Annotated in this window: 19 protein-coding genes and 1 pseudogene; 12 read left to right on the top strand and 8 right to left on the bottom strand. The window is 42.0% G+C overall.

The features are described 5' to 3' along the window. Positions 1-84: 84 nt before the first annotated feature. Positions 85-651, bottom strand: a pseudogene (locus HWQ44_RS07240) (HAD family hydrolase); the annotation flags it as partial. 84 nt (positions 652-735) lie between these two features. After that, positions 736-2,250 carry a thioredoxin-like domain-containing protein gene (locus tag HWQ44_RS07235; RefSeq protein WP_292716848.1) on the bottom strand — a complete coding sequence of 505 codons (1,515 nt, stop codon included), beginning with the start codon at positions 2,248-2,250 and terminating at the stop codon, positions 736-738. A 228-nt stretch (positions 2,251-2,478) separates the two neighbouring features. Here HWQ44_RS07235 and HWQ44_RS07230 point away from each other — a divergent pair, with 228 nt between their 5' ends. From HWQ44_RS07230 to glsA, 3 genes are all read left to right on the top strand, one after another. Further along, the gene (locus HWQ44_RS07230) at positions 2,479-3,345 is read left to right on the top strand and encodes a Cof-type HAD-IIB family hydrolase (protein WP_292716846.1); all 867 of its coding nucleotides are present in this window, start codon (positions 2,479-2,481) and stop codon (positions 3,343-3,345) included. Positions 3,346-3,489: 144 nt separating this feature from the next. Beyond that, positions 3,490-4,185 (top strand): HAD family hydrolase, encoded by a 696-nt coding sequence (locus HWQ44_RS07225; RefSeq protein ID WP_292716844.1) that lies wholly within the window; start codon positions 3,490-3,492, stop codon positions 4,183-4,185. A gap of 29 nt (positions 4,186-4,214) precedes the next feature. Continuing rightward, complete coding sequence (glsA, locus tag HWQ44_RS07220) at positions 4,215-5,129, top strand: glutaminase A (RefSeq protein WP_292716842.1); 915 nt, start codon at positions 4,215-4,217, stop codon at positions 5,127-5,129. On the opposite strand, the gene HWQ44_RS07215 is transcribed toward glsA, so the two are convergent. Further along, positions 5,126-6,814 carry a hypothetical protein gene (locus HWQ44_RS07215; protein WP_292716946.1) on the bottom strand — a complete coding sequence of 563 codons (1,689 nt, stop codon included), beginning with the start codon at positions 6,812-6,814 and terminating at the stop codon, positions 5,126-5,128. The two genes, glsA and HWQ44_RS07215, sit on opposite strands and share 4 nt — an antisense overlap. A 537-nt stretch (positions 6,815-7,351) precedes the next feature. Here HWQ44_RS07215 and psaA point away from each other — a divergent pair. The 5 genes from psaA to HWQ44_RS07190 all read left to right on the top strand — a co-directional run bounded on the left by psaA (position 7,352) and on the right by HWQ44_RS07190 (position 14,475). Beyond that, on the top strand, positions 7,352-9,610 hold the full coding sequence (psaA, locus tag HWQ44_RS07210) for a photosystem I core protein PsaA (RefSeq protein ID WP_292716840.1): 2,259 nt from the start codon (positions 7,352-7,354) through the stop codon (positions 9,608-9,610). Positions 9,611-9,744: 134 nt separating this feature from the next. Beyond that, a complete protein-coding gene (gene psaB / locus HWQ44_RS07205; protein WP_292716838.1) occupies positions 9,745-11,970 on the top strand; it encodes a photosystem I core protein PsaB in 2,226 nt (741 codons plus the stop codon). 137 nt (positions 11,971-12,107) lie between these two features. Continuing rightward, positions 12,108-12,878 carry a hypothetical protein gene (locus tag HWQ44_RS07200; RefSeq protein ID WP_292716837.1) on the top strand — a complete coding sequence of 257 codons (771 nt, stop codon included), beginning with the start codon at positions 12,108-12,110 and terminating at the stop codon, positions 12,876-12,878. A gap of 40 nt (positions 12,879-12,918) precedes the next feature. Continuing rightward, positions 12,919-13,407, top strand: coding sequence for a hypothetical protein (locus HWQ44_RS07195; protein WP_292716835.1), 489 nt, complete (start codon positions 12,919-12,921; stop codon positions 13,405-13,407). A gap of 162 nt (positions 13,408-13,569) precedes the next feature. Further along, a complete protein-coding gene (locus tag HWQ44_RS07190) occupies positions 13,570-14,475 on the top strand; it encodes a site-specific DNA-methyltransferase (RefSeq protein WP_292716832.1) in 906 nt (301 codons plus the stop codon). 73 nt (positions 14,476-14,548) lie between these two features. Here the strand turns inward: HWQ44_RS07190 and HWQ44_RS07185 are convergent, their stop codons facing one another. After that, positions 14,549-14,761: a hypothetical protein gene (locus HWQ44_RS07185; protein WP_190728355.1), complete on the bottom strand. Its 213-nt coding sequence runs from the start codon at positions 14,759-14,761 to the stop codon at positions 14,549-14,551. 761 nt (positions 14,762-15,522) lie between these two features. Between HWQ44_RS07185 and HWQ44_RS07180 the strand changes: the two genes are divergently transcribed. Together HWQ44_RS07180 and HWQ44_RS07175 are read left to right on the top strand one after the other, a co-directional pair. After that, positions 15,523-16,578, top strand: coding sequence for an SGNH/GDSL hydrolase family protein (locus tag HWQ44_RS07180; RefSeq protein WP_292716827.1), 1,056 nt, complete (start codon positions 15,523-15,525; stop codon positions 16,576-16,578). 66 nt (positions 16,579-16,644) lie between these two features. Continuing rightward, on the top strand, positions 16,645-17,001 hold the full coding sequence (locus HWQ44_RS07175) for a DUF4864 domain-containing protein (protein WP_292716944.1): 357 nt from the start codon (positions 16,645-16,647) through the stop codon (positions 16,999-17,001). Positions 17,002-17,031: 30 nt separating this feature from the next. Here the strand turns inward: HWQ44_RS07175 and larE are convergent, their stop codons facing one another. Together larE and hrmK are read right to left on the bottom strand one after the other, a co-directional pair. Further along, positions 17,032-17,862: an ATP-dependent sacrificial sulfur transferase LarE gene (gene larE, locus HWQ44_RS07170; RefSeq protein ID WP_292716824.1), complete on the bottom strand. Its 831-nt coding sequence runs from the start codon at positions 17,860-17,862 to the stop codon at positions 17,032-17,034. 128 nt (positions 17,863-17,990) lie between these two features. Further along, the gene (gene hrmK, locus HWQ44_RS07165) at positions 17,991-19,835 is read right to left on the bottom strand and encodes a hybrid histidine kinase/response regulator HrmK (RefSeq protein WP_292716822.1); all 1,845 of its coding nucleotides are present in this window, start codon (positions 19,833-19,835) and stop codon (positions 17,991-17,993) included. Between the two features lie 204 nt (positions 19,836-20,039). Here hrmK and HWQ44_RS07160 point away from each other — a divergent pair, with 204 nt between their 5' ends. Then, complete coding sequence (locus tag HWQ44_RS07160) at positions 20,040-20,906, top strand: branched-chain amino acid ABC transporter permease (RefSeq protein WP_292716819.1); 867 nt, start codon at positions 20,040-20,042, stop codon at positions 20,904-20,906. Positions 20,907-20,927: 21 nt separating this feature from the next. On the opposite strand, the gene HWQ44_RS07155 is transcribed toward HWQ44_RS07160, so the two are convergent. After that, positions 20,928-21,065, bottom strand: coding sequence for a photosystem I protein PsaX (locus HWQ44_RS07155; RefSeq protein WP_181931953.1), 138 nt, complete (start codon positions 21,063-21,065; stop codon positions 20,928-20,930). Positions 21,066-21,246: 181 nt separating this feature from the next. Next, positions 21,247-22,167: a lipoyl synthase gene (lipA, locus tag HWQ44_RS07150; RefSeq protein ID WP_292716812.1), complete on the bottom strand. Its 921-nt coding sequence runs from the start codon at positions 22,165-22,167 to the stop codon at positions 21,247-21,249. A 348-nt stretch (positions 22,168-22,515) separates the two neighbouring features. On the opposite strand from lipA, the gene HWQ44_RS07145 reads away from it, so the two are divergent. Continuing rightward, positions 22,516-23,181: a response regulator gene (locus tag HWQ44_RS07145; protein WP_292716810.1), complete on the top strand. Its 666-nt coding sequence runs from the start codon at positions 22,516-22,518 to the stop codon at positions 23,179-23,181. Positions 23,182-23,625: the final 444 nt, after the last annotated feature.

Genomic DNA, 23,625 nt, shown 5'->3' with positions numbered 1-23,625 from the left:
GAAGTCGTCTAAATTTGTAAAGTCTTGAATAACTTTTGTAGCGCCTATATTTATTAATTTATTATTACCTATTCCCATAAAAGCAATACTCAACTTATAGGCTGCTTTTACATCCCAAACACCATCACCAACAAAAACAACTTTCTGAAATTTTTCAACTTGATAAACATTCTCCGCTTTGATAATAGCTGTCCTCACAATATCTTCTCGCGAAAGTGCATCATTAGCTGAAGCCAAGGGAATGCCTTCTATTTGTAAGTTAGCTTTTTGAAGTTTTAGTTTAGCAGATTCACGCCAACCACCAGTTGCGATCGCAACACACCAATCAGGGTCTAGCTGTAATTTAGCTAATATATTTGCCGAACCAGGAATTTCGCTGAATAAATCTTGGTTATTAATAAACGCTTCCTGAAGTAGACTAATGAAACCTGCTTTAAGTCTGATTAATTCTTCATTTGCAGGAAGACGTTGTAATTTTTCTTGAAAAATTTGTTGGGTAATTCCAGAATCCGTTGTGTATGCGTATTCAGCCCAATTTGTATTTATACCAAAAATGCCAAATTCCAATGCAAAAGTACGTACAAAACAATTTTCATCAATTTTGTTGGTATTGGTCAGTGTACCATCAATATCAAAAATTACTAATTGCATATAGCGATCGCTCTACAAAATTATTCTTGAAAATCTCAAGCAGAGACGCGGATTTTTTTTGCGCCTTTGCGTGAGACTATGATTCTATAAATTAGTTGGAATACAAATATCTGGCGCACATAAGCCAATAAACTCTAGTGTTGTCACTTCAAAGGTATTCAAATCTACGCAACGAATAACATGATTATTGGTATCAGCAATATATAGATATGAATCTGTAGCACTCAATCCTGAAGGTTCAAAAAAACGAGTGTTCTTACCTTGACCATCTTGTAAACCCGCAGAACTATCTCCCAAAACTGTTTGACAATTCCCACTAGGGCTAACTAATTTAATTTTATGGTTGTAGGTATCTGCCACCCACAAAAAATTCTGAGCGTATTCTACTCCTAAACAGTGCTGCAAACGGACATCTTCACCTTGTCCATCTACATCACCAAAACCAAATAAACCACCACTACCGCAAACAGTTCTTACTTGATACGGTTCGACAATTCCAACACCACGAATTGAACTAACTTCACTGTCAGCAATATATAATTCTTGCCCATTATGAGTAATACCACTAGGTTGGGCAAAGGCAGATTCAGTAAGTGAACCATCAATACACGCTTCTGCACCAGTACCAGCATAAGTTTTGATGATGCCAGTTTCTAAATCCATTTGCCAAATTTGATGCGGCCCAGCCATTGCAATAAACAGGATATTTCCCACTTTCACTAAATCCCAAGGGGAATTCAGTGCGGTTTCTAAACCAGCGCCTCCATGAGGATGGATATTGCGGCTTTGTTCGCCAGTTCCCGCAATAGTTTCGACTCTTTGACGCTTTAAATCAACTCGCCGCAGAGAATGATTTTCTGTATCAGCAACATAAAGAATTTGATTTTCGGCATCAAATGCCATTCCCTCTGGTGCAAAAAATTGTGCTTCGCTAAAACTACCGTCGGTTAAACCAGATTTTCCAGTACCAATCAAATGCAAAATTTCCCCATCAAAGCTACTCACAACCAAGCGATGATGTCCAGAGTCAGCAATAAATAAACCCATTGGAGTAGCTAGAACTTTACCAGGAAAAGCTAGAGGTGTAAGTAATGGTTGGCGCTGTTTTTCTAAAGTCAAGCTGATTTCTTGGAAATTAATTGTGTCTTTCTCTTGGTGTTGCTGAATTAGCTTTTGAATCAACTCGTCTAAAGTGTCACGGTTTCCTTCACCAGAAATCTGGCCAATCACGTAACCTTCTGGATCAATAATTATTAACGTGGGCCAAGCACGTACAGCATACTCTTCCCAAATCCGAAAACCTTTGTCAACTACAACTGAATGTTCAATGTCGTAGCGCAGAATAGCTTGGCGGATATTTTCTGTTTCTTTTTCATTTTTAAATTTGGCAGAGTGGACACCGATAATAGTCAGACTATCTTTATATTTTTGTTCTAAATATTTTAGGTTTGGCAGAATATGCAGACAATTGATGCAACAGTATGTCCAAAAGTCTAAAATTACAACTCTACCCTTGAGTTCTTTAAGAGACAAGGGTTTATCAGTATTGAGCCAAAAGTAATTTTGTGGTAATTCTGGCGCTCTAACACGGGGAATCATAAAGTATTCTTTGATAAAGTTAGCTCATCACTTTAACTTTAAAAATTCAGATCAGTTTTTATGCATATTTTACTGCCTTTATACACAATAAAAGGTAGACAAAGCCTTAGATTACTTAAACTAAAGTCTGCAAATAGTCAAACTCGATAATTTTATATTACAGTAAATCTATAGATTTATCGTAATTTAAAGTATAATTATCCTCTCAATGAGTGTCAGCTAAAGTTTATGAACACTCTCTATGTTTCCGATTTAGACGGTACATTGCTTGGAGATAATGCAATTCTTTCTTCGTTCAGCAAAAAAATCCTTGATGAACTCTTGCATCAAGGACTCCAGTTTACTGTAGCTAGTGCGCGTAGCGTTGTTTCTATGCAGGCCATTCTGAAAGATTTGAATCTTCGTCTCCCAATTATCGAATTTAATGGTGCTTTTATTTCTGATTTAGATTCTGGTAGACATGAAATCATCAACTCTATTTGTCCTTCTATAGTTGAAAGTATCTACAAACTTATCCTGGAGTTTGGTTGTGTTCCGTTTATATCTAGTTTTAATGGCACAGAAGATTGTGCTTACTATAAAGATATAATCAACGATGGTATGCGTTGGCATATTAACGATCGCCTAACCAGCAAAGACCGAAGGTTGCGATCAATTGAAGATTTGACACATTCTTTTAGCGATCAAGTTGTTTGTCTAACAGTGATTGGTCACGCACAGGAATTACTCGAACTTCAAGGGGCGATTATTGAAAGACATGAAACTAACGTAGAGACACACTTGATGGAAAACCAATACTCTCCGGGATGGTATTGGTTAACAATTCATGACCGCAAAGCGACAAAAGGCCAAGCTATTCAGACTCTGGTAGAAAATTATGGATTACAGGAAAGTGAGATTGTAGTTTTTGGTGATCAAATTAATGACATCAAAATGTTCAAAATTGCTAATCATGCCATTGCAGTTGCTAACGCAGATGCCGAACTCAAAAGTTATGCAACATTAGAAATTGGCTCAAACAGAGAAGATAGCGTTGTTAAATATATTTATCATAATTGGTCAAAAAATATGTTTTTAAATCTGACTTTGACATAGGCTAGTAGTCCGTCAAATTCATTTTGAGGGTTAGAGAGACGCGATAAATAGCCGTCTCTACAGTAATTTATCTATCAATTATTTATTGACAGATTACTAATAGCATAAGAATTGAAATTGCTTAGTTTATTTTAGGAGTTATATATGCTTGGGGTAATATTTGATCTAGACGGAACTCTTTGGAATATATCTAGTATATGTGCAGATGCTTGGAATCAAGCAATTAAGATTGCTAATATTCCGAGAACTCCTATCACTGAGGATGATATTAATGGGGTAAGTGGTCTTCCTTTTATAGAGTGTATAAAAAACATTTTTCCAGACATAGCAGAGGAAAATATTGATAAATTTTCTATTTTAATAGAAGACTGTGAAAAGCAAGAGATAAAAACTAGAGGTGGAACTTTATATGAGGGTGTTTCAGAATTAGATACTTTGTCCAGTCAGTTTCCCTTGTTTTTAGTTAGCAATTGTGAGTATTGGTACTTACAGGTATTTCTTTCTATGCCTTTAAGCAGTAGTAATACAAACAAGACTTTTAGGGATATATTTGTAGACTCAGAGTGTTTTGGCAGAACTCAAAAACCCAAAGCTGAAAATATCATTGCAATCTGTCAGCGTAATAGCTTGAAAAAGGCAATTTATATTGGAGATACAGAAAGTGATAGATTAGCAGCTATGAAAGCAGGAGTTGATTTTATTCACGCCTCCTATGGATTTGGTTATGTAGAATCAGCAAATTTAAAGAGTGCAGCTTCTTTTAGTGAAGTTGTCGATATACTGTTAACTCTTATCAATCCACCATCAGTAACGATAGAAAATATTACAGCGAGTTTATAAACTAGAAATGGTTTTAGCGGATATCACTTTTGAAAAGACTTGACAGACTAACTACTACAGAGTTGTCAGCTTGGGTGCAACAAGCGAAAACTAAAGCTGAACGCGGAAAAGTTATCGATCGCATTCCGCAATTAGCTTTAGCCAATCCTGGTTGGTTTGCAGTTCACATCTGCTGCGAATCGGGGAAAACTATCAGTTTTGGGGATACAACTTGTGTTTTCCCGCTAATGAGCGTGATTAAGACATTCTCTCTACTTTATCTGCTAGAGCATTTTGGGGCAGAAACGGTTTTTGGATGGGTTGGAGTGGAACCATCCGATGCACCCTTCAATTCTTTAGAACAATTAGTTAGCGATCGCGGCCATCCCCGCAACCCCATGATTAATAGTGGGGCCATTACCCTCGCTGATAAATTACCAGGAACGGATGCTAGCGATCGCACTCTTTCATTTTGTCAATGGCTCAACCAATTAGCAGGTTGTCAACTAAGTTTAAATGAGGAAATGCTGGCTTCAGTGCGATTAACCCGTTCAACAGCCAATGAAGCGATCGCTAATTATCTCGCCGAAGCCGGTCATCTCAAAAATCTGGAAACAGCCCTTGACACCTACGAGCAAATATGCTGTGTATCGGGGCGAGTTGAAGATTTAGCCTTGTTGGGAAAACTCCTAGCTTGTGAAAATGGCTGTTCCTCAGCACAAAATCGCCGAATTGTCAACACAGTAATGTCAACTTGTGGACTTTATGAAGCTTCTGCCCAGTTTGCAGTCAGAGTTGGTTTACCGATGAAATCAGGGATTGGTGGTGGGCTTGTAGCAATAGTACCAAGTGAGGGAGCGATCGCTTGTTACAGTCCCGCCTTGGATAATATCGGAAATCCTGTAGGTGCGATCGCATTAGTTGAAGTTTTAGCGCAAGAGTTACAGTTGAGTATTTTTGGTTAATTCTGGTTTTCCTGGATCGGAATGCTTGTTTTAGATAACGGCGTTGATTCAGGAGTTGGCGTTACCTCTGGCTGTGGTTCTGCTGGTGGCGTAATTATTTTTGGGGCTGGAGACTCAATAATCTCTGGCAGTGTGGGTGGCAAACTAGGAGATGGTGCCATTGTTACTTGTGGAGTAGGTGTCTTGCCTGTTAGACGGTTGAAAAATCCGCCAAATCTAGATTTTGTTGGCTGAGGTACAACTTTTTCGGGTAATGGCGTAGATTCAGGGGTTGGTGTTACCTCTGGCTGTGGTTCTGGCGTTGGTGTAATTCTTTCTGGTGCTGGAGGCTCAATAATCTCTGGCAGCGTGGGTGGCAAACTAGGAGATGGTGCAACAGGTGCTTCTGGGGTGGGAACTTTACCAGCCCCACGGTTAAAAAATCCGCCAAATCTAGGTTTTGTTGGCTGAGGCGCAACTTTTTCAGGTAACGGTAACGGTGTAGATTCAGGAGTTGGTGTTACCTCTGGCTGTAGTTCTGGTGCTGGCGTAATTCTTTCTGATGGTGTCGGAGACAAAGTGGGAGATGGTACAGCCGTTGGAACTTCTAATTTTGGTTGTTCTGGTCGTATTTGGGATTTTTCTGGAACTTCAGTTTCAGGAATAGGCTGTTTTTCTACCTTCGGTTGTATTTGGGGTGTTTTTTCAACGGATGGCGTGAGTGTAGGTTTAGGTGCAAGTTTATAATTCGGGTCTACAATCCCGCGCACCTCCGCTGCTGTGAGTTCTCCTCTCACGATTCTTGATAGAGTGTCTTTACCCTTTGGCTGGTAGTCAATCAATCTAACTGTGGTATTAAAGGCATTTTTGACAGCATTTCCCTGGTTATCGAGAAATTCCAGTTTTACCCAGTTTTTTCCTGGACGGAAGCCTTTCAGATAAACTGCCTGCCAGCGATCAAAAATAAAGCTTTCACCATTAATTGTGGAGCGGATGCGCCAATCACTGAATTCGTTGTTAGGGTTTTCCTTCCCAACCAGGTGCAGAGGCGCGTTAGTTAGGTAAAAGTCCAGTAAGATTGGTTCTGCTCCGTAGCTGCTTTGAGGACGGCTGTAAGTTAGTAGCGGTAATTTGGGATCTGGGTTGTTGTCGTCAGTTTTGGTGAAGACGTGAAATGTTGTCTGAGTATAAGCGCCTTCATTCTTAAAGCTTTCATGCCAAGGACGAGAGGCAAAGACGCGCAGGGTATGAGTACCTGGGGATAAATCTGGCAAAACTAAAGGCTGATTCAGGTCGTAAACAGGTATATAAGGTTGGTTATCCAAAATTACGTGTAGATGTGGCCCCAGTTGTAATTCTGGGTCTTTAAATATTGGTAGATCCTTAACCTGAAAACTGGCTGTAACTTTGTCATCTTGGAAAACTTCATCAGGCTGTGGAGTAACAATTGTCACTTGTGGCTGATAAACTTCCAAAATTGTCCGCAGTTCTTGCATAACAGATGGTGGGGAAATTTCCGAAAATTGCTTGGAAATTTGAGAAATCTGTGGGAGTTTTTCTCCATAGCCAGTAGATACTTCTTGGCTGTCAGCTTTCTCACCACAACTAATCAAGCTTAATACCAGCACCAATGTCATTATCCACCTGAGAATCGGGAACCTCTGAGGGAGGAATTTCTCTAACACCCTTTTCTGCCACGAGTTCATGCGTTGCACCCAGTGAAAGTCTTCGACAATTGACAGATTATTTTCGCTCAAACTGTCCATAGGGAACTATAGCCCAAAAGGTGAAATCTGCCTCACGCCCCATAAGTTTTTCTGTGTATCTCAGGAAATTTTAAAATAAGTCATATTCTTTACAGCTTTTGAATTGCAAAAATTGAAAGATGACACAAATATTTACGGGTAACAGCAGCAAAAACTAGAATATCGGCTACATACAGCCAAACCATAAATTTTACGAATTGTTATTGTTTGTAAATTAAATAGATAAAGTATTGACTTTTGGACAAAAAGTTTGAAGTTAAAAGCCTGATAAGGCAGGAATTTCAGCAATATTCGAGCAAGTTTGAATTATTGTTAAAATATCTCTAACAATGTACAAGTGAAGACTCTATAATTCAACGAGAAACAACTCTCCACATAGGGTCTTCATCGCGGCTTCAGTAAAATTCTGGAGTATGTGGTAATGGTTCATTTTGTGGTATTCATGATTCCTCATTCCTTATCAAGAGAGGAGGTCGAATGACAATAAGTCCTCCGGAGCGAGAGGAAAAAAAGGCAAGAGTAATCGTCGATAATGACCCAGTTCCAACCTCATTCGAGAGATGGGCGCAACCTGGACATTTTGACAGATCCTTAGCCAGAGGTCCCAAAACCACCACATGGATTTGGAACCTGCACGCACTCGCCCATGATTTTGATACACATACAAGCGATTTAGAAGACATCTCCCGCAAGATATTCTCAGCCCACTTCGGCCACTTAGCCGTAGTGATGGTTTGGTTGAGCGGGATGATTTTCCACGGCGCAAAGTTTTCCAACTACGAAGCTTGGTTAAGCGATCCGTTGAACGTTAAGCCTAGCGCTCAAGTCGTTTGGCCCATTGTTGGACAAGACATTTTAAACGGTGATGTTGGCGGTGGTTTCCACGGTATTCAAATCACCTCCGGTTTGTTCCAAGTGTGGCGTGGCTGGGGGATTACAAACTCCTTCCAGCTTTACGTAACTGCGATCGGTGGCTTGGTATTAGCAGGCTTATTCCTATTTGCCGGCTGGTTCCACTACCACAAACGCGCTCCCAAACTGGAATGGTTCCAGAATGTGGAGTCGATGCTGAATCACCACTTGCAAGTATTGCTAGGTTGTGGTTCCTTGGGATGGGCAGGTCACTTAATCCACGTGTCCGCACCGACCAACAAGCTTTTGGATGCAGGTGTTGCTCTCAAAGACATCCCCTTGCCCCACGAGTTCATCTTGAACAAAGACTTGTTGACCGAGTTGTATCCCAGCTTTGCCGCTGGTTTAGCACCTTTCTTCACCTTGAATTGGGGTCAGTACGCTGACTTCCTCACCTTCAAGGGCGGTCTGAACCCGGTAACAGGTGGCTTGTGGTTGACTGATATTTCCCATCACCACTTAGCGATCGCAGTTCTCTTTATCGTTGCTGGTCATCAATACCGTACCAACTGGGGTATTGGTCACAGCATTAAAGAGATCCTAGAAAACCACAAAGGCCCTTTCACCGGTGAAGGTCACAAAGGTCTCTACGAAAACCTGACCACATCTTGGCACGCTCAGTTGGCTACTAACCTAGCCTTCTTGGGTTCGCTGACCATCATCATCGCGCATCACATGTACGCGATGCCCCCTTATCCATATTTGGCAACTGATTACGCTACACAGTTGTGCATATTCACTCACCATATTTGGATCGGTGGATTCTTGATTGTTGGTGGAGCGGCTCACGCTGCGATCTTCATGGTGCGGGATTACGATCCAGTTGTGAATCAAAACAACTTGCTGGATCGGGTAATTCGTCACCGTGACGCGATTATTTCTCACCTGAACTGGGTGTGTATTTTCCTCGGCTTCCATAGCTTTGGACTTTACATCCACAACGACACAATGCGTGCATTGGGTCGTCCTCAAGACTTGTTCTCTGATACAGGGATTCAATTGCAGCCAGTATTTGCCCAGTGGATACAAAATATCCATGCCTTGGCTCCTGGTACAACTGCACCTAATGCCCTAGAACCAGTTAGCTATGTTTTTGGCGGCGGTGTATTGGCTGTTGGCGGTAAAGTGGCAGCTGCACCCATTGTTTTGGGCACAGCGGACTTCCTAATTCACCACATTCACGCTTTCACCATTCACGTCACCGTCCTAATTCTGCTCAAAGGTGTGCTGTACGCCCGTAGCTCTCGTCTGATTCCAGACAAGGCAAACTTGGGCTTCCGCTTCCCTTGCGACGGTCCCGGTCGTGGCGGTACCTGTCAAGTCTCTGGTTGGGATCACGTATTCCTCGGACTTTTCTGGATGTACAACTCCCTGTCTATTGTAATTTTCCACTTCAGCTGGAAGATGCAATCAGATGTCTGGGGAACCGTAGATGCAGATGGGACTGTAACTCACATCACTGGTGGTAACTTCGCCCAAAGCGCCATTACCATTAACGGTTGGTTACGAGACTTCTTGTGGGCACAAGCTACACAAGTCATCAATTCCTATGGCAGCGCGCTATCTGCCTATGGTCTACTCTTCTTAGGCGCTCACTTTGTCTGGGCATTCAGCTTGATGTTCCTGTTCAGTGGTCGCGGCTACTGGCAAGAACTGATTGAGTCCATTGTTTGGGCGCATAACAAACTGAAGGTAGCACCAGCAATTCAGCCTCGCGCTCTGAGCATTATTCAGGGTCGGGCTGTAGGGGTAGCTCACTACCTCTTGGGAGGAATTGCCACAACTTGGGCATTCTTCCATGCACACATCCTTTCAGTAGGGTAGCAATCAGTTGTGGAGTGCTGAGTGCTGAGTGCTGAGTGCTGAGAAAATACTCAAAACTTGGTACTCAGGACTCAAAACTCAGGACTCTAAACGCTGGTATTTGATGGCTAAAGGTCAGAGGATTTATTAAACCTATGGCGACAAAATTTCCGAAATTTAGCCAGGATCTCGCACAGGACCCGACGACTCGTCGGATATGGTATGCGATCGCTACAGGCAACGACTTTGAAACCCATGATGGCATGACGGAAGAAAATCTTTACCAAAAGATTTTCGCAACTCACTTCGGTCACTTGGCAATCATCTTCCTGTGGGCATCCAGCCTCCTGTTCCACGTAGCCTGGCAAGGTAACTTTGAACAGTGGATTAAAGATCCCCTTCACATCCGTCCCATCGCCCACGCGATTTGGGACCCCCACTTTGGTAAACCAGCGATCGAAGCTTTTACCCAAGCGGGCGCTAGCAATCCGGTAAACATTACCTACTCTGGTCTCTACCATTGGTGGTACACCATCGGTATGCGGAATAACGGCGAACTGTACAACGGTTCAGTGTTCTTGCTGTTATTCGCTGCTGTATTACTGTTTGCTGGTTGGCTGCACTTGCAACCCAAGTATCGTCCTAGCTTGGCATGGTTTAAGAGCGCTGAACATCGCCTAAACCACCACTTAGCAGGTTTGTTTGGTGTTAGTTCATTGGCTTGGGCTGGTCACTTAATTCACGTTGCTGTCCCCGAAGCTCGCGGTCAGCACGTAGGTTGGGATAACTTCCTGAATACCCCACCCCACCCAGCCGGTTTGACACCATTCTTTACAGGCAACTGGGGTGTTTACTCTCAAAACCCTGACACTCCTGGACATATCTTCGGGACATCGCAAGGTGCAGGAACTGCAATTCTGAGTTTCTTGGGTGGTTTCCATCCCCAGACAGAAGCTTTGTGGCTGACTGACATAGCTCATCACCACCTAGCGATCGCAGTTTTATTCATTGTTGCTGGTCACATGTACCGGACAAACTTTGGGATTGGTCACAGTCTCAAAGAAGCATTAAATGCTAAGAATTTCTTTGGTATTCCTGTTGAAGGCCCGTTCAACCTACCTCACCAAGGTATCTACGACACCTACAACAACTCCCTGCACTTCCAATTGGGATGGCACTTAGCAGCGCTAGGTGTTGTTACTTCCCTGGTAGCGCAGCACATGTACTCCATGCCTTCCTACGCATTTATTGCGAAGGACTACACAACTCAGGCAGCGTTGTACACGCATCACCAGTATATTGCTGGATTCCTGATGCTTGGTGCTTTTGCCCACGGAGCAATATTCTGGGTACGTGACTACGACCCAGAACAAAATAAAGGCAACGTACTTGACCGCGTGCTGAAGCACAAAGAAGCGATTATTTCCCACCTTAGCTGGGTATCCCTTTTCTTGGGTTTCCACACCCTTGGTTTGTACGTACACAATGACGTAGTAGTTGCTTTCGGTACTCCTGAAAAGCAAATCTTGATTGAGCCAGTATTTGCTCAATTCGTCCAAGCTGCGAACGGTAAAGTACTCTACGGTTTAGATACATTGCTATCTAACCCAGATAGTATTGCTTACACAGCATGGCCCAACTACGCTAACGTTTGGCTACCAGGCTGGTTAGATGCCATCAATGCTGGTACTAACTCCCTGTTCTTGACAATTGGCCCTGGCGACTTCTTGGTACACCATGCGATCGCTTTAGGTCTGCACACCACCACCTTGATCTTGGTCAAAGGTGCTTTGGATGCCCGTGGTTCTAAGCTGATGCCCGATAAAAAGGACTTCGGTTATGCCTTCCCTTGTGACGGCCCCGGTCGTGGCGGTACTTGCGACATCTCAGCATGGGATTCCTTTTACCTAGCTACATTCTGGATGCTGAACACCCTTGGTTGGGTTACGTTCTACTGGCATTGGAAACATCTAGGTATTTGGCAAGGCAACGTAGCTCAGTTCAATGAGAACTCTACATATCTCATGGGCTGGTTCCGCGATTACCTCTGGGCTAACTCCGCTCAGTTGATTAACGGCTACAACCCCTACGGCGTGAATAACCTGTCTGTTTGGGCTTGGATGTTCTTATTCGGACACCTAGTTTGGGCTACTGGCTTCATGTTCTTAATCTCCTGGAGAGGTTACTGGCAAGAGTTGATTGAAACCCTTGTTTGGGCACACGAACGCACTCCTCTAGCTAACCTAGTTCGCTGGAAAGACAAGCCCGTTGCTCTGTCCATTGTTCAAGCTCGTGTAGTTGGTCTAGCTCACTTCACAGTTGGCTACATCGTAACTTACGCCGCGTTCTTGATTGCTTCTACTGCTGGTAAGTTCGGTTAATTCGGCTGCTAGTTTTTTAGATAAGTAATCAAAATCCCCTGCCGCAAGGTGGGGGATTTTTTGTGAAATCAATTTTGTAGCTGGATGAAGTTAGGGATATAGTATGTATTAATTTGTATGTTTTGAAGTATTTTTAGATGCAAGATTCAGAATTGTTAGAAAAATTACATCGAACTTGGGTTCAAGCTTTAATTAATGATTACTGGAACGATTATGCAGCAATTATTGTTGATGCTGAATTAGAATTTGACACTGAATGGGATGAATATCAAAATAAACTTTCCACTTCAGGACTTTTAGTCTATCTACCACTTCATCTTTACTCACTAGTCACAAAAGAAGAAAAAACACTGGAAACTCTCAGACATAATTTTGTGACCATTGCTCATGGTCATATTTGGGTTAATATGGCTAGTTTTCCCATCCACTATAGAGTTAAGTTATTAGAAGTAGAAGAGAATTGGCAGAAGACTATTAAATTTCTAATAGCAAAATCAAAAGAGTTAAATCAAGGACTTATTACAGAGAAAGCTTTTGCTCGAAAAGGTAGAGAGCCGATCATTTACAATGAGATGAAATTTGCGTCGCAGTCTGAAATTAGAATTGCACAAGAGTTAGAAATGAAAGGTGTTTTATTCTTTCCACTACCTCTAGCTGTCAGACATGAAACAGGTAATATTTATGAAGATCACCGCGAAGTAGATTTTTTAGTGTGTTTAGACGGAACATTCGGAATATTAGAGATTTCTTTTCACCCAGACAGGTATGAGAAGGATAAAGAAAAGGATGCTTGGTTTAAAAAATCAGGAATTCTTTGCGTTGAACACTACCCTGCGGAGAAGTGCTACAACCAACCAAGGGCAGTAGTAGAAGAATTTTTGAGCTTTTTGTCTAAACACAAAAGGTAGACTGCGATCGCCTAAAATTAACTTAGTGATAAGCAGCAATATGGAAGAATTGCAAATCTCAGAAATAGAAGCTACGTTTACAGCGCTTGTTAAGCAATGGCGTGAAGAAACTTTTGGGATATCATCTACTAACCAAATGTCGATGCACCCTGCATACCAGCAAATTATTGGTATGGGAAAACCTGTAAGGGCAGCAGAGGATGATGAAACATGGTGGTGGCCAGATCAATTTTATTGGCCATTGAGTGTTCCCAGAGAAGAAACTATAGAGGCTTTTCAACAGGCATTTGAAACACTTGGTTATGAAGTTTGTCAAGGTGATGTTTTACAAGAGGGATTGCAAAGAATAGCCATATATGCTAATTCCAATAAAGTACCAACTCACATTGCTAGACAACTACCTACTGGTAAATTGACAAGTAAGCTTGGATCACTTGAAGATATAGAGCATAATAATTTACAAGGGCTAACTGGAAATCCTGGTTATGGTGAAATTGCCTGTATTATGAAAAAATTAATTTCAGTGTAGAAAATATTTAGCACAATCTAATTATCAGGCTAATTAAAAGTCTGAAGCTGATATACTCCTCTGCGTTACTTTGCGCTTTACTCTGTGTTCCTTTGCGTTAAGAAAATAACTGTTAAAATTAAATCCTTCAACAATACCATAAACAAGTTAATTTTAGAAATTTTGCAACAAGAACCAATAACGCCACCAAAAGAAATAATTTTTAATCCTTTTTATACCCAGCAGAACGGAGCCGCATATTTAGGTGATAGCCTTAAACTTATTAAATTCATTGATGATAATAGTATTAATTTAATTATCACATCACCTCCATTCGCACTCACCCGCAAAAAAGAATACGGTAACGAAACTGCTGACAAATATATTGAGTGGTTTCTACCTTTTGCATCCGAATTTAAAAGAGTACTAGCAGATAATGGCTCATTCGTATTAGATTTAGGCGGCGCTTACCTACCTGGTAATCCCGTGCGGAGTATCTACCAATACGAACTTTTAGTTAGATTATGTAAAGAAGTGGGTTTCTTTCTTGCTCAAGAATTCTACCACTATAATCCGGCTCGACTGCCAAGCCCTGCTGAGTGGGTGACAATCAGGCGAATTCGTGTGAAAGATTCTGTCAATACAGTTTGGTGGTTGTCTAAAACACCCAATCCTAAAGCAGATAACAGAAAAGTTTTAAAGCCCTATAGCCAAAGTATGAAACAATTACTCAAAAATGGTTATAAGGCAAAAATACGTCCTAGCGGACATGATATTTCTGATAAATTTCAAAAAGATAACCAGGGTGCAATTCCGCCAAATTTACTAGAAATTGCTAATACTGAATCGAATAGCGCTTATTTACGACGCTGCAAAACAGCAGAAATTAGACCCCATCCAGCACGTTTTCCGCAAGGGTTCGCTGAGTTCTTCATCAAATTCTTAAGTGATGAAGGTGATATAGTATTAGATCCATTTGCAGGTTCTAATACAACCGGCTTTGTTGCTGAAACTCTGCAACGCCGATGGATATCTTTTGAAATTAATGAAAGTTATGTAATGGGAAGTCGTTATCGATTTAGGCAATAACCAAATTAAGTAAAGAGTCAGGAGTGAGAAGTTAAAATTGATAACTCATGACTCGTAACTCATAGCTACTCAATTAAATTTCTCCATTCACCTGCATTTGATGAACTTGATCTGCTAGCTCTTGACGACCTTGATCATCTAGTTTGTCAATAGCTAACATTCCCATGAGAATAACTTCTTTCAGGGTTAAACGTGTCGAATGTGCCTGTTTTTGCACAATCTCCTTAATAATCGGACTTACACCAATCGCTGTACTAGCTCTAGCCACAGAAGAAAAGGAAAACACTAATGATTAAGCCTAAATCTTAGCACTTTCAATGAGGTTATTCTCTAGAGGTAAAACTTAATTTAAATGTGTTTCAACTCATACTTCAATGAGTAAACATTAATTTTAAATTACGTATAGTGAATTTTAAAATTCTCAGTACGGCAAAGCGAATACTTGCTCATTGACGACACACCATCGTATGATATCAATATTCTCAACAGTTAAACTTTTGCCTATTCATCTTTGATAACTGATGCATTTGCACTGCTCAATTTCACATGACAAAACGAAAAATGTAGATATGTTCAAGGAGCGTCTCGTAGAGAAACGGCTTGTCGTCAGACATCGCCTCTCGGTCTAACAAACTCTCATGCGATCGCCACAATTTACTGAAATCTGGAAATCTAAAATCAAATGGTTATTTCCTATATTAACAACATCAAAGGCAAAAACCTCTTTCCTGAGATCCTCAAAAATCACTCACTAATCGCCGAGTTTGCAAACACTTATAATATTTGTGACAACTGAGTTATGGAAAGTGGTCAGTTGATGAAAACACTGCCTTCGGTAGAAGTACTCTCATAAACTAAGACTTGCATACCACCGCCAAAACCGTACTTTAAAGAGATCGTAAATTGTCAAATATAATCTCGTGAACACGCTTTACAGAACTATACAGTGTAAATAAGAATAATAGCTTAACCGAAGTAAAATTTTCCTGAATACAGGCAACTAATGCTGTCATAGGGAAAAGCAGTGAGTAGAGGAGAGACAAAGCGATGAGGGACCCTTATCTGTTGGCAGCAGGCTTGTTAACAGGATTAGCAATACCAGCATCGGCTCTTCCACATCTGTCGATTGTCCTGCCAGAAAGTTCTAGATTCCTGTGGGATTTAAAACAGAGTTCGCAGGCAATAGTCAGTACAAAAATTATCAAGAGCGTTGATCTCTCCTTACCAGAACTTAGCGGCCAAGCGTTCCAACCCCTAAAAAGTTCGCAGCCAACAGTAGGTGAGAAAAACGTCCCTAGCGTACCAGAATTCAGCAGTCAGGGATTACCAGCCCCAACAGAGTCATCACTCAACCCCAGTGCCCAAGCAACTGGTCTCTCACTGACATCTGGCAATCAACTTTACTACCAAAGATTGGCGGCTCTGAAAACAGGTCAGATTTATACACGCGTAGATAGTGATAATTTGCAATCTTTGTGGGAGTCGATCAAAAAACGTCAACTAACCTATGATGACTGGAAAAGTTTATTAACTTTAGAAGCTAGAGCGATCGCTCAAGGTCAAGGTGCAAATCATCTAAGTATTTTAGTTGGTGATTCTTTGAGCATGTGGTTTCCTAGAGAAAAACTGCCTGCTGGTAAATTGTGGCTAAATCAAGGCATATCTGGAGATACTTCCAGTGGCGTTTTAAAAAGATTGGGGGCATTTTCGGCAACGCGGCCGGATGTGATTTACATCATGGCTGGAATTAACGACTTACGCAAAGGCGCTAGTGATGAAACAATTTTGCGTAATTATCGCCGAATTGTCCGGCGTTTACGGCAGACTCACCCACATGCTCAAATCATTGTCCAATCAATTTTGCCTACTCGCCTACCAAAACTTTCCAATAGCCGCATTCGTCACATCAACATCCAACTAACCGTGATTGCCAAACAAGAAGGTGCTAATTATCTAAATATTTATAGCTGGTTTACGGATATGGAAGGCAATTTGCGCCCAGAGTTGACTACAGATGGATTGCACCTGTCCCAAGAGGGATATGATGTGTGGCGAACGGCACTACAGCAGATAGAATACAAGCTTACTCAGCGTGAGAATTGAGCGATCGCTTTGCCGAAACTTGGGGCGATGTCTACGACGGGCTGCGCCTACGCAATTTTTAGATTTATGGAAGTTCCTGATACCGATTCCATCAACATCCGTTCTGTAATTGAACACCAATTGGCAGCCTTTGAAAAAGATGATGCCCAAGGGGCTTTTGCCTTAGCTAGTCCGGCAATTCAGGCGCAATTCGGAAACCCAGAAAATTTTATGCAGATGGTAAAAACAAGCTACCCAGCAGTATACCGTCCTCGTTCTGTCTTTTTTGAGAAGATAACAACCATCCAGGGAAACATAACTCAACCAGTGCTGCTACTTGCTCCGAATGGTATTCCCTTGAGGGCTTTATATTTTATGGAAAAACAGCCAGATAATATTTGGAGAATTAACGGTTGCTTTCTAGTTTCTCTAGAAGGTAAATAAATATAAACTTTATCTTCATAAATTAAAAATCTATGATTTCAGGCTCAAGGCTTCCCGATTTAAGACCTGATTCAACTTACCGCTACGATAACCTTCTAAATCTAAAGTGACGTAGACAAATCCAAAATCTTGAAATGCGGAAACTAATGTTTGTAAATCATTACTCAACACAAACTCTTTAATTTGTTCTGGTGGTAATTCAATCCGTGCTGTATCCCCTTCCGATCGCACACGCAAATTCTGCCAACCTAACTTTCGCAGATAAATTTCTCCTCTACCGACTCGTTGTAACTTAGTCACAGTAATCTCTTCACCGTAAGGAAAACGCGAACTGAGGCAAGGTTGAGCAGGTTTATCCCACCAAGGTAAACCGAGTTGTTGCGAAAGTTGGCGAACTTCAACTTTAGTGACACCCACTTCTGCTAAAGGCGATCGCGCCCCTCTTTCCTTCGCCGCCTGAATTCCTGGGCGATAATCATGCAAATCATCGGCATTTACCCCATCGACTACATAGGGATAACCCAACTCTAAAGCTAAAGGTTTGAGAGTGTCGTGCAATTCACTTTTGCAAAAATAACAGCGGTTAACCGGGTTAGAGGTGTAATTGGGATTTTCCATCTCGTGAGTCTGGACGATTTTATGAGAAATCCCAATAGTTGCAGCTTGAATTTTGGCGTCTTCCAACTCTTCTGGCAACAGCGAAGGAGAAACAGCAGTTACAGCCAAAGCGCGCTCGCCCAACACATCATAAGCAATTTTGGCAACCAAAGTGCTATCAACGCCCCCAGAGTAGGCAATCAACGCCTGCTCCATTTCTTGAAATAAGGCTCTTAATTGCTCAAATTTTTCTGTCAGTATCATTTCCCAATCCTGCCAAAACCCTATAGCACCTAACAATTTCTATTGTAGTCATTAGTTATGGAGCATTGGGCATTGGGCATTGGGCATTGGGTATTCGATAATTTTTCTTCCCCTGCTCCCTCATCTCCCTACTCCCCATCAACTGAGGTTGGTGCTTGACTGTACTTGGCCACCAGACTGGCTAAAAGTGGTAAATCAATCGGTTTAGAAATATAATCATTTACTCCAGCTGCTAGGCAAGTTTCGCGATCGCCTTTCATCGCCATTGCTGTTTGAACAATTACCGGAATCGTCCGATATTGCGGATGTTCTCGCAGTTGTTGCACCAAGTTAAGACCATTTGCATCTGCTAGACAAATATCCATTAAAATCACAACTGGTTCTAACTGTGTTAGAGCTTCCCACATCTCGTTAGCATTCTTAACCCAAGTCACCTGATATCCCAATTTACGTAGATAAATTTGTATCAAATTAGCGTTGGGTAAGTCATTTTCTACCAGCAAAATCTCTACAGAAGAACTAGGGGTGAAAGGCAAAGGAGATGAAGAAAATTTTGCTTCTTCTCCTCCCTCATCTCCCTCATTCGCTCCCACTCCCACCTCTTGCTTAAGGGGAAGTACGAGGGTAAAACGGGAGCCGCGATCTACTTCAGATTCTACTTTCACAGAACCACCGTGAATTTGGGCGAGTTTCTGAGTCACAGCTAAACCCAAACCAGTACCTTCAACACCATCAGCTACGGCCTTGGCAATTTGGAAATAGGGTTGAAACAGTTGAACTTGGTCTTCTTTTGAAATGCCAGTGCCAGTATCCCAAACTGTAAAATGTACAAATACACCTTTGGGAGCAACCTCTAAGCCAACACTTCCTTTACTGGTAAACTTTAGAGCGTTGAAGAGTAAATTCAACAGCATTTGTTTGAGTCGTAAGGGATCAGCTACTAGGGTTGTAATATCGGGTTTAAGTTCTAGGCACAGTTTCAAACCCTTATTTGCGGCTTTCTCTTTTACCAGTGCCAAAACGTTGCTACACAGCAGTGGCACATCTACTCTTTCCCACTGCACTTCCAACTGATTTGCTTCAATTTTAGAGAGATCCAAAATATCATTAATCAGAGCTAACAAGTGTTTGCCGCTAGACTGAATGATATTTAAATAGTCTTGCTGGCGTTCTCTACTTGGTTCGTACCCTTGGGCTAAAAGCAGGTGGGTAAACCCAATAATGGAACTCAGCGGTGTGCGAATTTCGTGGCTGGTGTTTGCCAGAAACTGATTTTTTAGTTGATTGGTGCGCTCCAATTCTTGATTAGAGTTACTTAACTGTTGATACTGTTGCTGCCAAGATAGGATATGTCTAAGTTGTAACAATGCTGTAGTACACTGCTTGGCAGACCTTGCCATCAATTGTGATCTGAGTTGAGCTTGTGATTTTATCAGCGAATGACGATCAGAACTTACGGGCACTGCGGCAATAATTAGCCAGCCCATGACGTTGCTAGAATCATCAGTTAACCGCCAAGCGCTCGGTGATTGTTGATTCTCAAGCTGCTGCAAATCTTCGAGTTCTATAACCTCTTGCAATCTCAACAGCAGCTTTTTTTCTGCTGTCAGCACTTCTAGAAATAAAGGTTGTGAGTTTGGGGATGGAGAACAAGAAACATAGCAAACTGTGGCAAAAGTTTCTTGTGGTTGAAACAGAGCAATACCGATGGTGCAATCTGTGAGCGTCAGATTGCTGCTGTTCACAGCACTGTTGATTTCGTTAACCACAGTTTGGAAAATTTCCGCTTGTGCGGCTCCTGCCTGGGGGGCAGTGTTACAAGCAGAAACTAGGCAATCATTAAGGCGACTTTGCAACTGGTTCAAGCTGCTCTCCAGCCACAGCTGTGCGCGAAGTTGCTCAATTGTTGTCAAAAGTTTTGGCGTTGCATCTATCTGTGAGTTCTGGTCTGGTAAGCTTGAATACTGCTGCATGGTCAACTAGACCGCTGAACAAGTTTAGCTTCGCATAAAAATCCGAACAGGATTCTATGTATATTAGCGGACAATTCTTTTTTATTTATAAACCATAACTTATGTTGTTATAAACCATAACTTATGATGTCGAGTTTAGCAGCTAGACCAAAAAAATATTGTATGAACAACTGACCTAAAATTTTTAAAAGTAACTTAAGACTTATGGATACACAATTCGCCCAACTAATCGTTAATGGGATTGCGGTGGGGAGCATTATTGCTTTAGCCGCAGTCGGACTGACTCTTACCTATGGAATTTTACGGCTATCTAACTTTGCTCATGGTGACTTTCTCACTTTAGGAGCCTATCTGACTTGGCTGATAAACACTATTGGAGTCAATATTTGGCTGTCGATGATTCTGGCGGCGGCGGGAACAGTAGCAGCCATGCTGTTATCAGAAAAGTTGCTGTGGTCAAAGATGCGCTCTATCCGTGCTACTTCCACTACGCTGATTATTATTTCTATTGGACTTGCCTTATTTATTCGCAATGGGATTATTTTTATCTGGGGTGGCAAGAACCAAAATTATAATTTACCTGTTACTCCAGCTTTAGATATTTTGGGTTTAAAAGTGCCGCAAAATCAGTTATTGGTATTGGGGTTGGCGGTGCTAGCAATTTTGGCGCTGCATTACCTGCTGCAAAATACCAAAATTGGTAAGGCGATGCGAGCAGTTGCTGACGATCTGGATTTAGCCAGGGTTTCAGGTATCAATGTTGACCGAGTAATTTTCTGGACTTGGCTAATTGCGGGCACTCTTACTTCATTGGGTGGCAGTATGTATGGGCTAATTACAGCCGTGCGCCCGAATATGGGATGGTTTTTAATTTTACCCTTATTTGCCTCAGTAATTCTTGGTGGCATTGGCAACCCCTACGGTGCGATCGCAGCAGCTTTTATCATTGGCATCGTCCAAGAAATCAGCACTCCTTGGCTGGGTTCACAGTATAAACAAGGTGTCGCACTGTTGATTATGATTTTGGTGCTGCTCATTCGTCCCAAAGGTTTATTCAAGGGAACGATTTGAGCAGCACCATTCCACATCTAATTATTCAATGATGTGGAAATAGTAGGCTGCTACCAGGAAATTGATAGCTAACAAGAACAGTGCCCAGCCTGTGCGATAGGCGTAGGGAGGTTTAGCTCCGCTGTCGGCAACTGCGGAATTCTTAGCTTTAGCAGTCATAATGCGATTCTCCTAATGTCAGGACTTTTTAAGAAATACCAAACTGGCGTACCAAATACTCAAATTCTTCAAGAATATTTGTGTGAAGTTGGGAATTTGGCATTGGGAATTGGGAATTGGGAATTGGGAATTGGGAATTGGGAATTGGGAATTGGGAATTGGTTCTTTCTTCCCCTGCTCCCTACTCCCCACTCCCTCCTCCTTCCTCTCTAGCGTGATAGGAACTGCGAACCAGAGGCCCGGAACGAACATGATTAAATCCCATTTCCCATGCTAATATGCCGAGTTCCTCGAATTCCTCTGGAGTCCAATATTTTTGGACTGGCAGATGTTCAAGAGTTGGACGCATATACTGCCCGATAGTCAAGCGATCGCACCCCACAGCCCTTAAATCAGCCATTGCTTCAACGACTTCATCAAGTGTTTCTCCGTGTCCCAGCATCAAACCTGATTTGGTGGGAATTGTGGAATCGATTTCTTTGACCATCGCCAGCACCAGTAGCGAGCGATCGTACTTCGCTCCCCGGCGCACTGGCCCAGTTAACCGTTGCACCGTCTCAATATTGTGATTGAAACAAGCTGGTTTGGCTTTTACAATCATCGCTATCCGCTGGCGCTGACCTTCTTCTCCTACACCAGCACCACCCCAAAAATCTGGGGTCAGCACTTCAATTTGAGTCTCTGGGTTCAACTGGCGAATAGTCGCGATCGTCTTCACAAAGTGCCCTGCGCCCTGATCGGGCAAGTCATCACGGGCTACAGAAGTTAGCACCACATAACGCAATCCCAAAAGCTGCACCGCCTGTGCTACCTTTTGGGGTTCCTCTAAATCAAGAGGCATCGGTGCATGACCTTTATCTACTTGACAAAAAGCACAAGAGCGGGTACAAGTTGGCCCCATTAGTAAGAAAGTTGCAGTTTTTTGGGCATAGCACTCTCCCCGGTTGGGACAGCGCCCTTCTTCGCAAATTGTGTGAATTTGTCGCTGCTTAATAATGCGTTGTACGGTAGAGATTTCACTGGCTTTGCCAATAGGGCGACGTAGCCAGCTAGGCATTGCCGTAATTTCAGACTTTAGTTCGGCTTGTTGTGACGAAATCATAGACATCCAAGCAAGATGCGGATATAGATGTAGTGGTCTGCCAAACTAGACACGGAGATAGGAAGATGGGGAAACGCGAGGAGGTAAAGAAGTAATTCTCCGTGTCTCCGTATCTCCCCCTCTCCGTATGCTTGACACCCTAGATCAAGGCTAAAGCCTTAAATATCACCATGACACAAATTGAAAAGAGCGCAAACAAAAGTTTTGCAAAACACCTCTAACAATGTCATTTATACCGAAATATACTATCCCCCAATTGCTAGAAATTTTGTATATAGTGGGAGGATTCTCAAGGACAATCGGCAAAGCCGCTATTTACACTTAAAGTTTCCGTTAGAGCAAACAGTCGTGGCAAGCAACAAGATTTTAGTTATCGATGACACTACAGTTGTCAGGGTAAAAGTACGAGAAATGTTGCCTCCGGGCAATTTTGAGGTACTGGAAGCAAAAGACGGTTTGGAAGGACTAAATTTCATCCTTCAGGAAAAACTCAGCCTGATTATGCTGGATTTCCTGTTGCCTAAAATGAGTGGCTGGGAGGTTTTCCAGAAAGTTCAAGCCGATCCGGAGTTAAGGAAAATTCCTTTGGTGATCATGTCTGGTCGCAAGGAAGAAGTGACCGAAAAAATCACAGAACCCTTTGAATATTTTGAATTTCTGGGCAAGCCTTTTGATCAAAAGCAACTAATTAGCGCAATTAAGTTGGCTATGACCAAGGCGAAACAGCCACGCCCAGAATTAGTCTCAGTAGGAGCAGCAGTTGCCGTCAAAAATGGCACAGTTTCAACTTCTGGTGTCACCAATGGTACGGTAGCAGTCCCTAGCGTCGCAAATGCTGCGATCGCAACTCCTAGTGCCGTAACTGATGCGATCGCATCCCCCAGTACTGGAGGAGTTTCCGACGCAGAAATTAATGCGTTGAATGAGAAAATTGTCAAAATGCAAGCAGAAATTGATGGTTTGAAGAAACAGCTAACTCAGGTTGTGACTTTTATTAAACAAAAAATCAAGTAGCATTTGTACTCGTTATTATTATCGCAGCCAAAAATACCCCGTCTCTAATAACAGGTGTCCGATTAAAAGCGAGTAAAAATAGTTAGTTCAAAAACACTTATGTTGACAACAAAATTCAAAAATAGGAAAAAATAACTAACGATTAAAAGAGAAGGCAGGAAGCAGCAGGAAAGAACTATAAATGAAACCTTTAGTTCTGGATCATTACTCAGTTTAAAAGAAAAATTGTATCTTGCGCTGCGCGAGATACAATTCTTCCACAGCCTAAGTCCCAGGTTTTTAAGCGTAAGTTACTCTTAGCTACTGAACTGCACCTCTATAATTTTTGAATTTTAAATTACCCATACTCCTATAGAACCCATTTGATATCTTTTAGACGAGCAAGTAGAATCAACAGAAATTAGGTGCATTGAAACAGTTTAGGGTTGAAAATGGGGTATTCAA

This window comes from Nostoc sp. JL34 (genome assembly GCF_017114945.1).
Classification (GTDB): domain Bacteria; phylum Cyanobacteriota; class Cyanobacteriia; order Cyanobacteriales; family Nostocaceae; genus Nostoc.
The sequence above is the reverse complement of the archived record's forward strand: the minus strand, read 5'-3'. Positions and strand labels throughout refer to the sequence as shown.

Excerpts from the sequence above, each read along its gene's own strand:
- HWQ44_RS07235 (WP_292716848.1), bottom strand. The coding sequence starts at position 2,250 with ATGATTCCCCGTGTTAGAGCGCCAGAATTACCACAAAATTACTTTTGG.
- HWQ44_RS07230 (WP_292716846.1), top strand. The coding sequence starts at position 2,479 with ATGAACACTCTCTATGTTTCCGATTTAGACGGTACATTGCTTGGAGAT.
- HWQ44_RS07225 (WP_292716844.1), top strand. The coding sequence starts at position 3,490 with ATGCTTGGGGTAATATTTGATCTAGACGGAACTCTTTGGAATATATCT.
- HWQ44_RS07215 (WP_292716946.1), bottom strand. The coding sequence starts at position 6,814 with ATGAACTCGTGGCAGAAAAGGGTGTTAGAGAAATTCCTCCCTCAGAGG.
- psaA (WP_292716840.1), top strand. The coding sequence starts at position 7,352 with ATGACAATAAGTCCTCCGGAGCGAGAGGAAAAAAAGGCAAGAGTAATC.
- psaB (WP_292716838.1), top strand. The coding sequence starts at position 9,745 with ATGGCGACAAAATTTCCGAAATTTAGCCAGGATCTCGCACAGGACCCG.
- HWQ44_RS07200 (WP_292716837.1), top strand. The coding sequence starts at position 12,108 with ATGCAAGATTCAGAATTGTTAGAAAAATTACATCGAACTTGGGTTCAA.
- HWQ44_RS07195 (WP_292716835.1), top strand. The coding sequence starts at position 12,919 with ATGGAAGAATTGCAAATCTCAGAAATAGAAGCTACGTTTACAGCGCTT.
- HWQ44_RS07180 (WP_292716827.1), top strand. The coding sequence starts at position 15,523 with ATGAGGGACCCTTATCTGTTGGCAGCAGGCTTGTTAACAGGATTAGCA.
- HWQ44_RS07175 (WP_292716944.1), top strand. The coding sequence starts at position 16,645 with ATGGAAGTTCCTGATACCGATTCCATCAACATCCGTTCTGTAATTGAA.
- larE (WP_292716824.1), bottom strand. The coding sequence starts at position 17,862 with ATGATACTGACAGAAAAATTTGAGCAATTAAGAGCCTTATTTCAAGAA.
- hrmK (WP_292716822.1), bottom strand. The coding sequence starts at position 19,835 with ATGCAGCAGTATTCAAGCTTACCAGACCAGAACTCACAGATAGATGCA.
- HWQ44_RS07160 (WP_292716819.1), top strand. The coding sequence starts at position 20,040 with ATGGATACACAATTCGCCCAACTAATCGTTAATGGGATTGCGGTGGGG.
- HWQ44_RS07155 (WP_181931953.1), bottom strand. The coding sequence starts at position 21,065 with ATGACTGCTAAAGCTAAGAATTCCGCAGTTGCCGACAGCGGAGCTAAA.
- lipA (WP_292716812.1), bottom strand. The coding sequence starts at position 22,167 with ATGATTTCGTCACAACAAGCCGAACTAAAGTCTGAAATTACGGCAATG.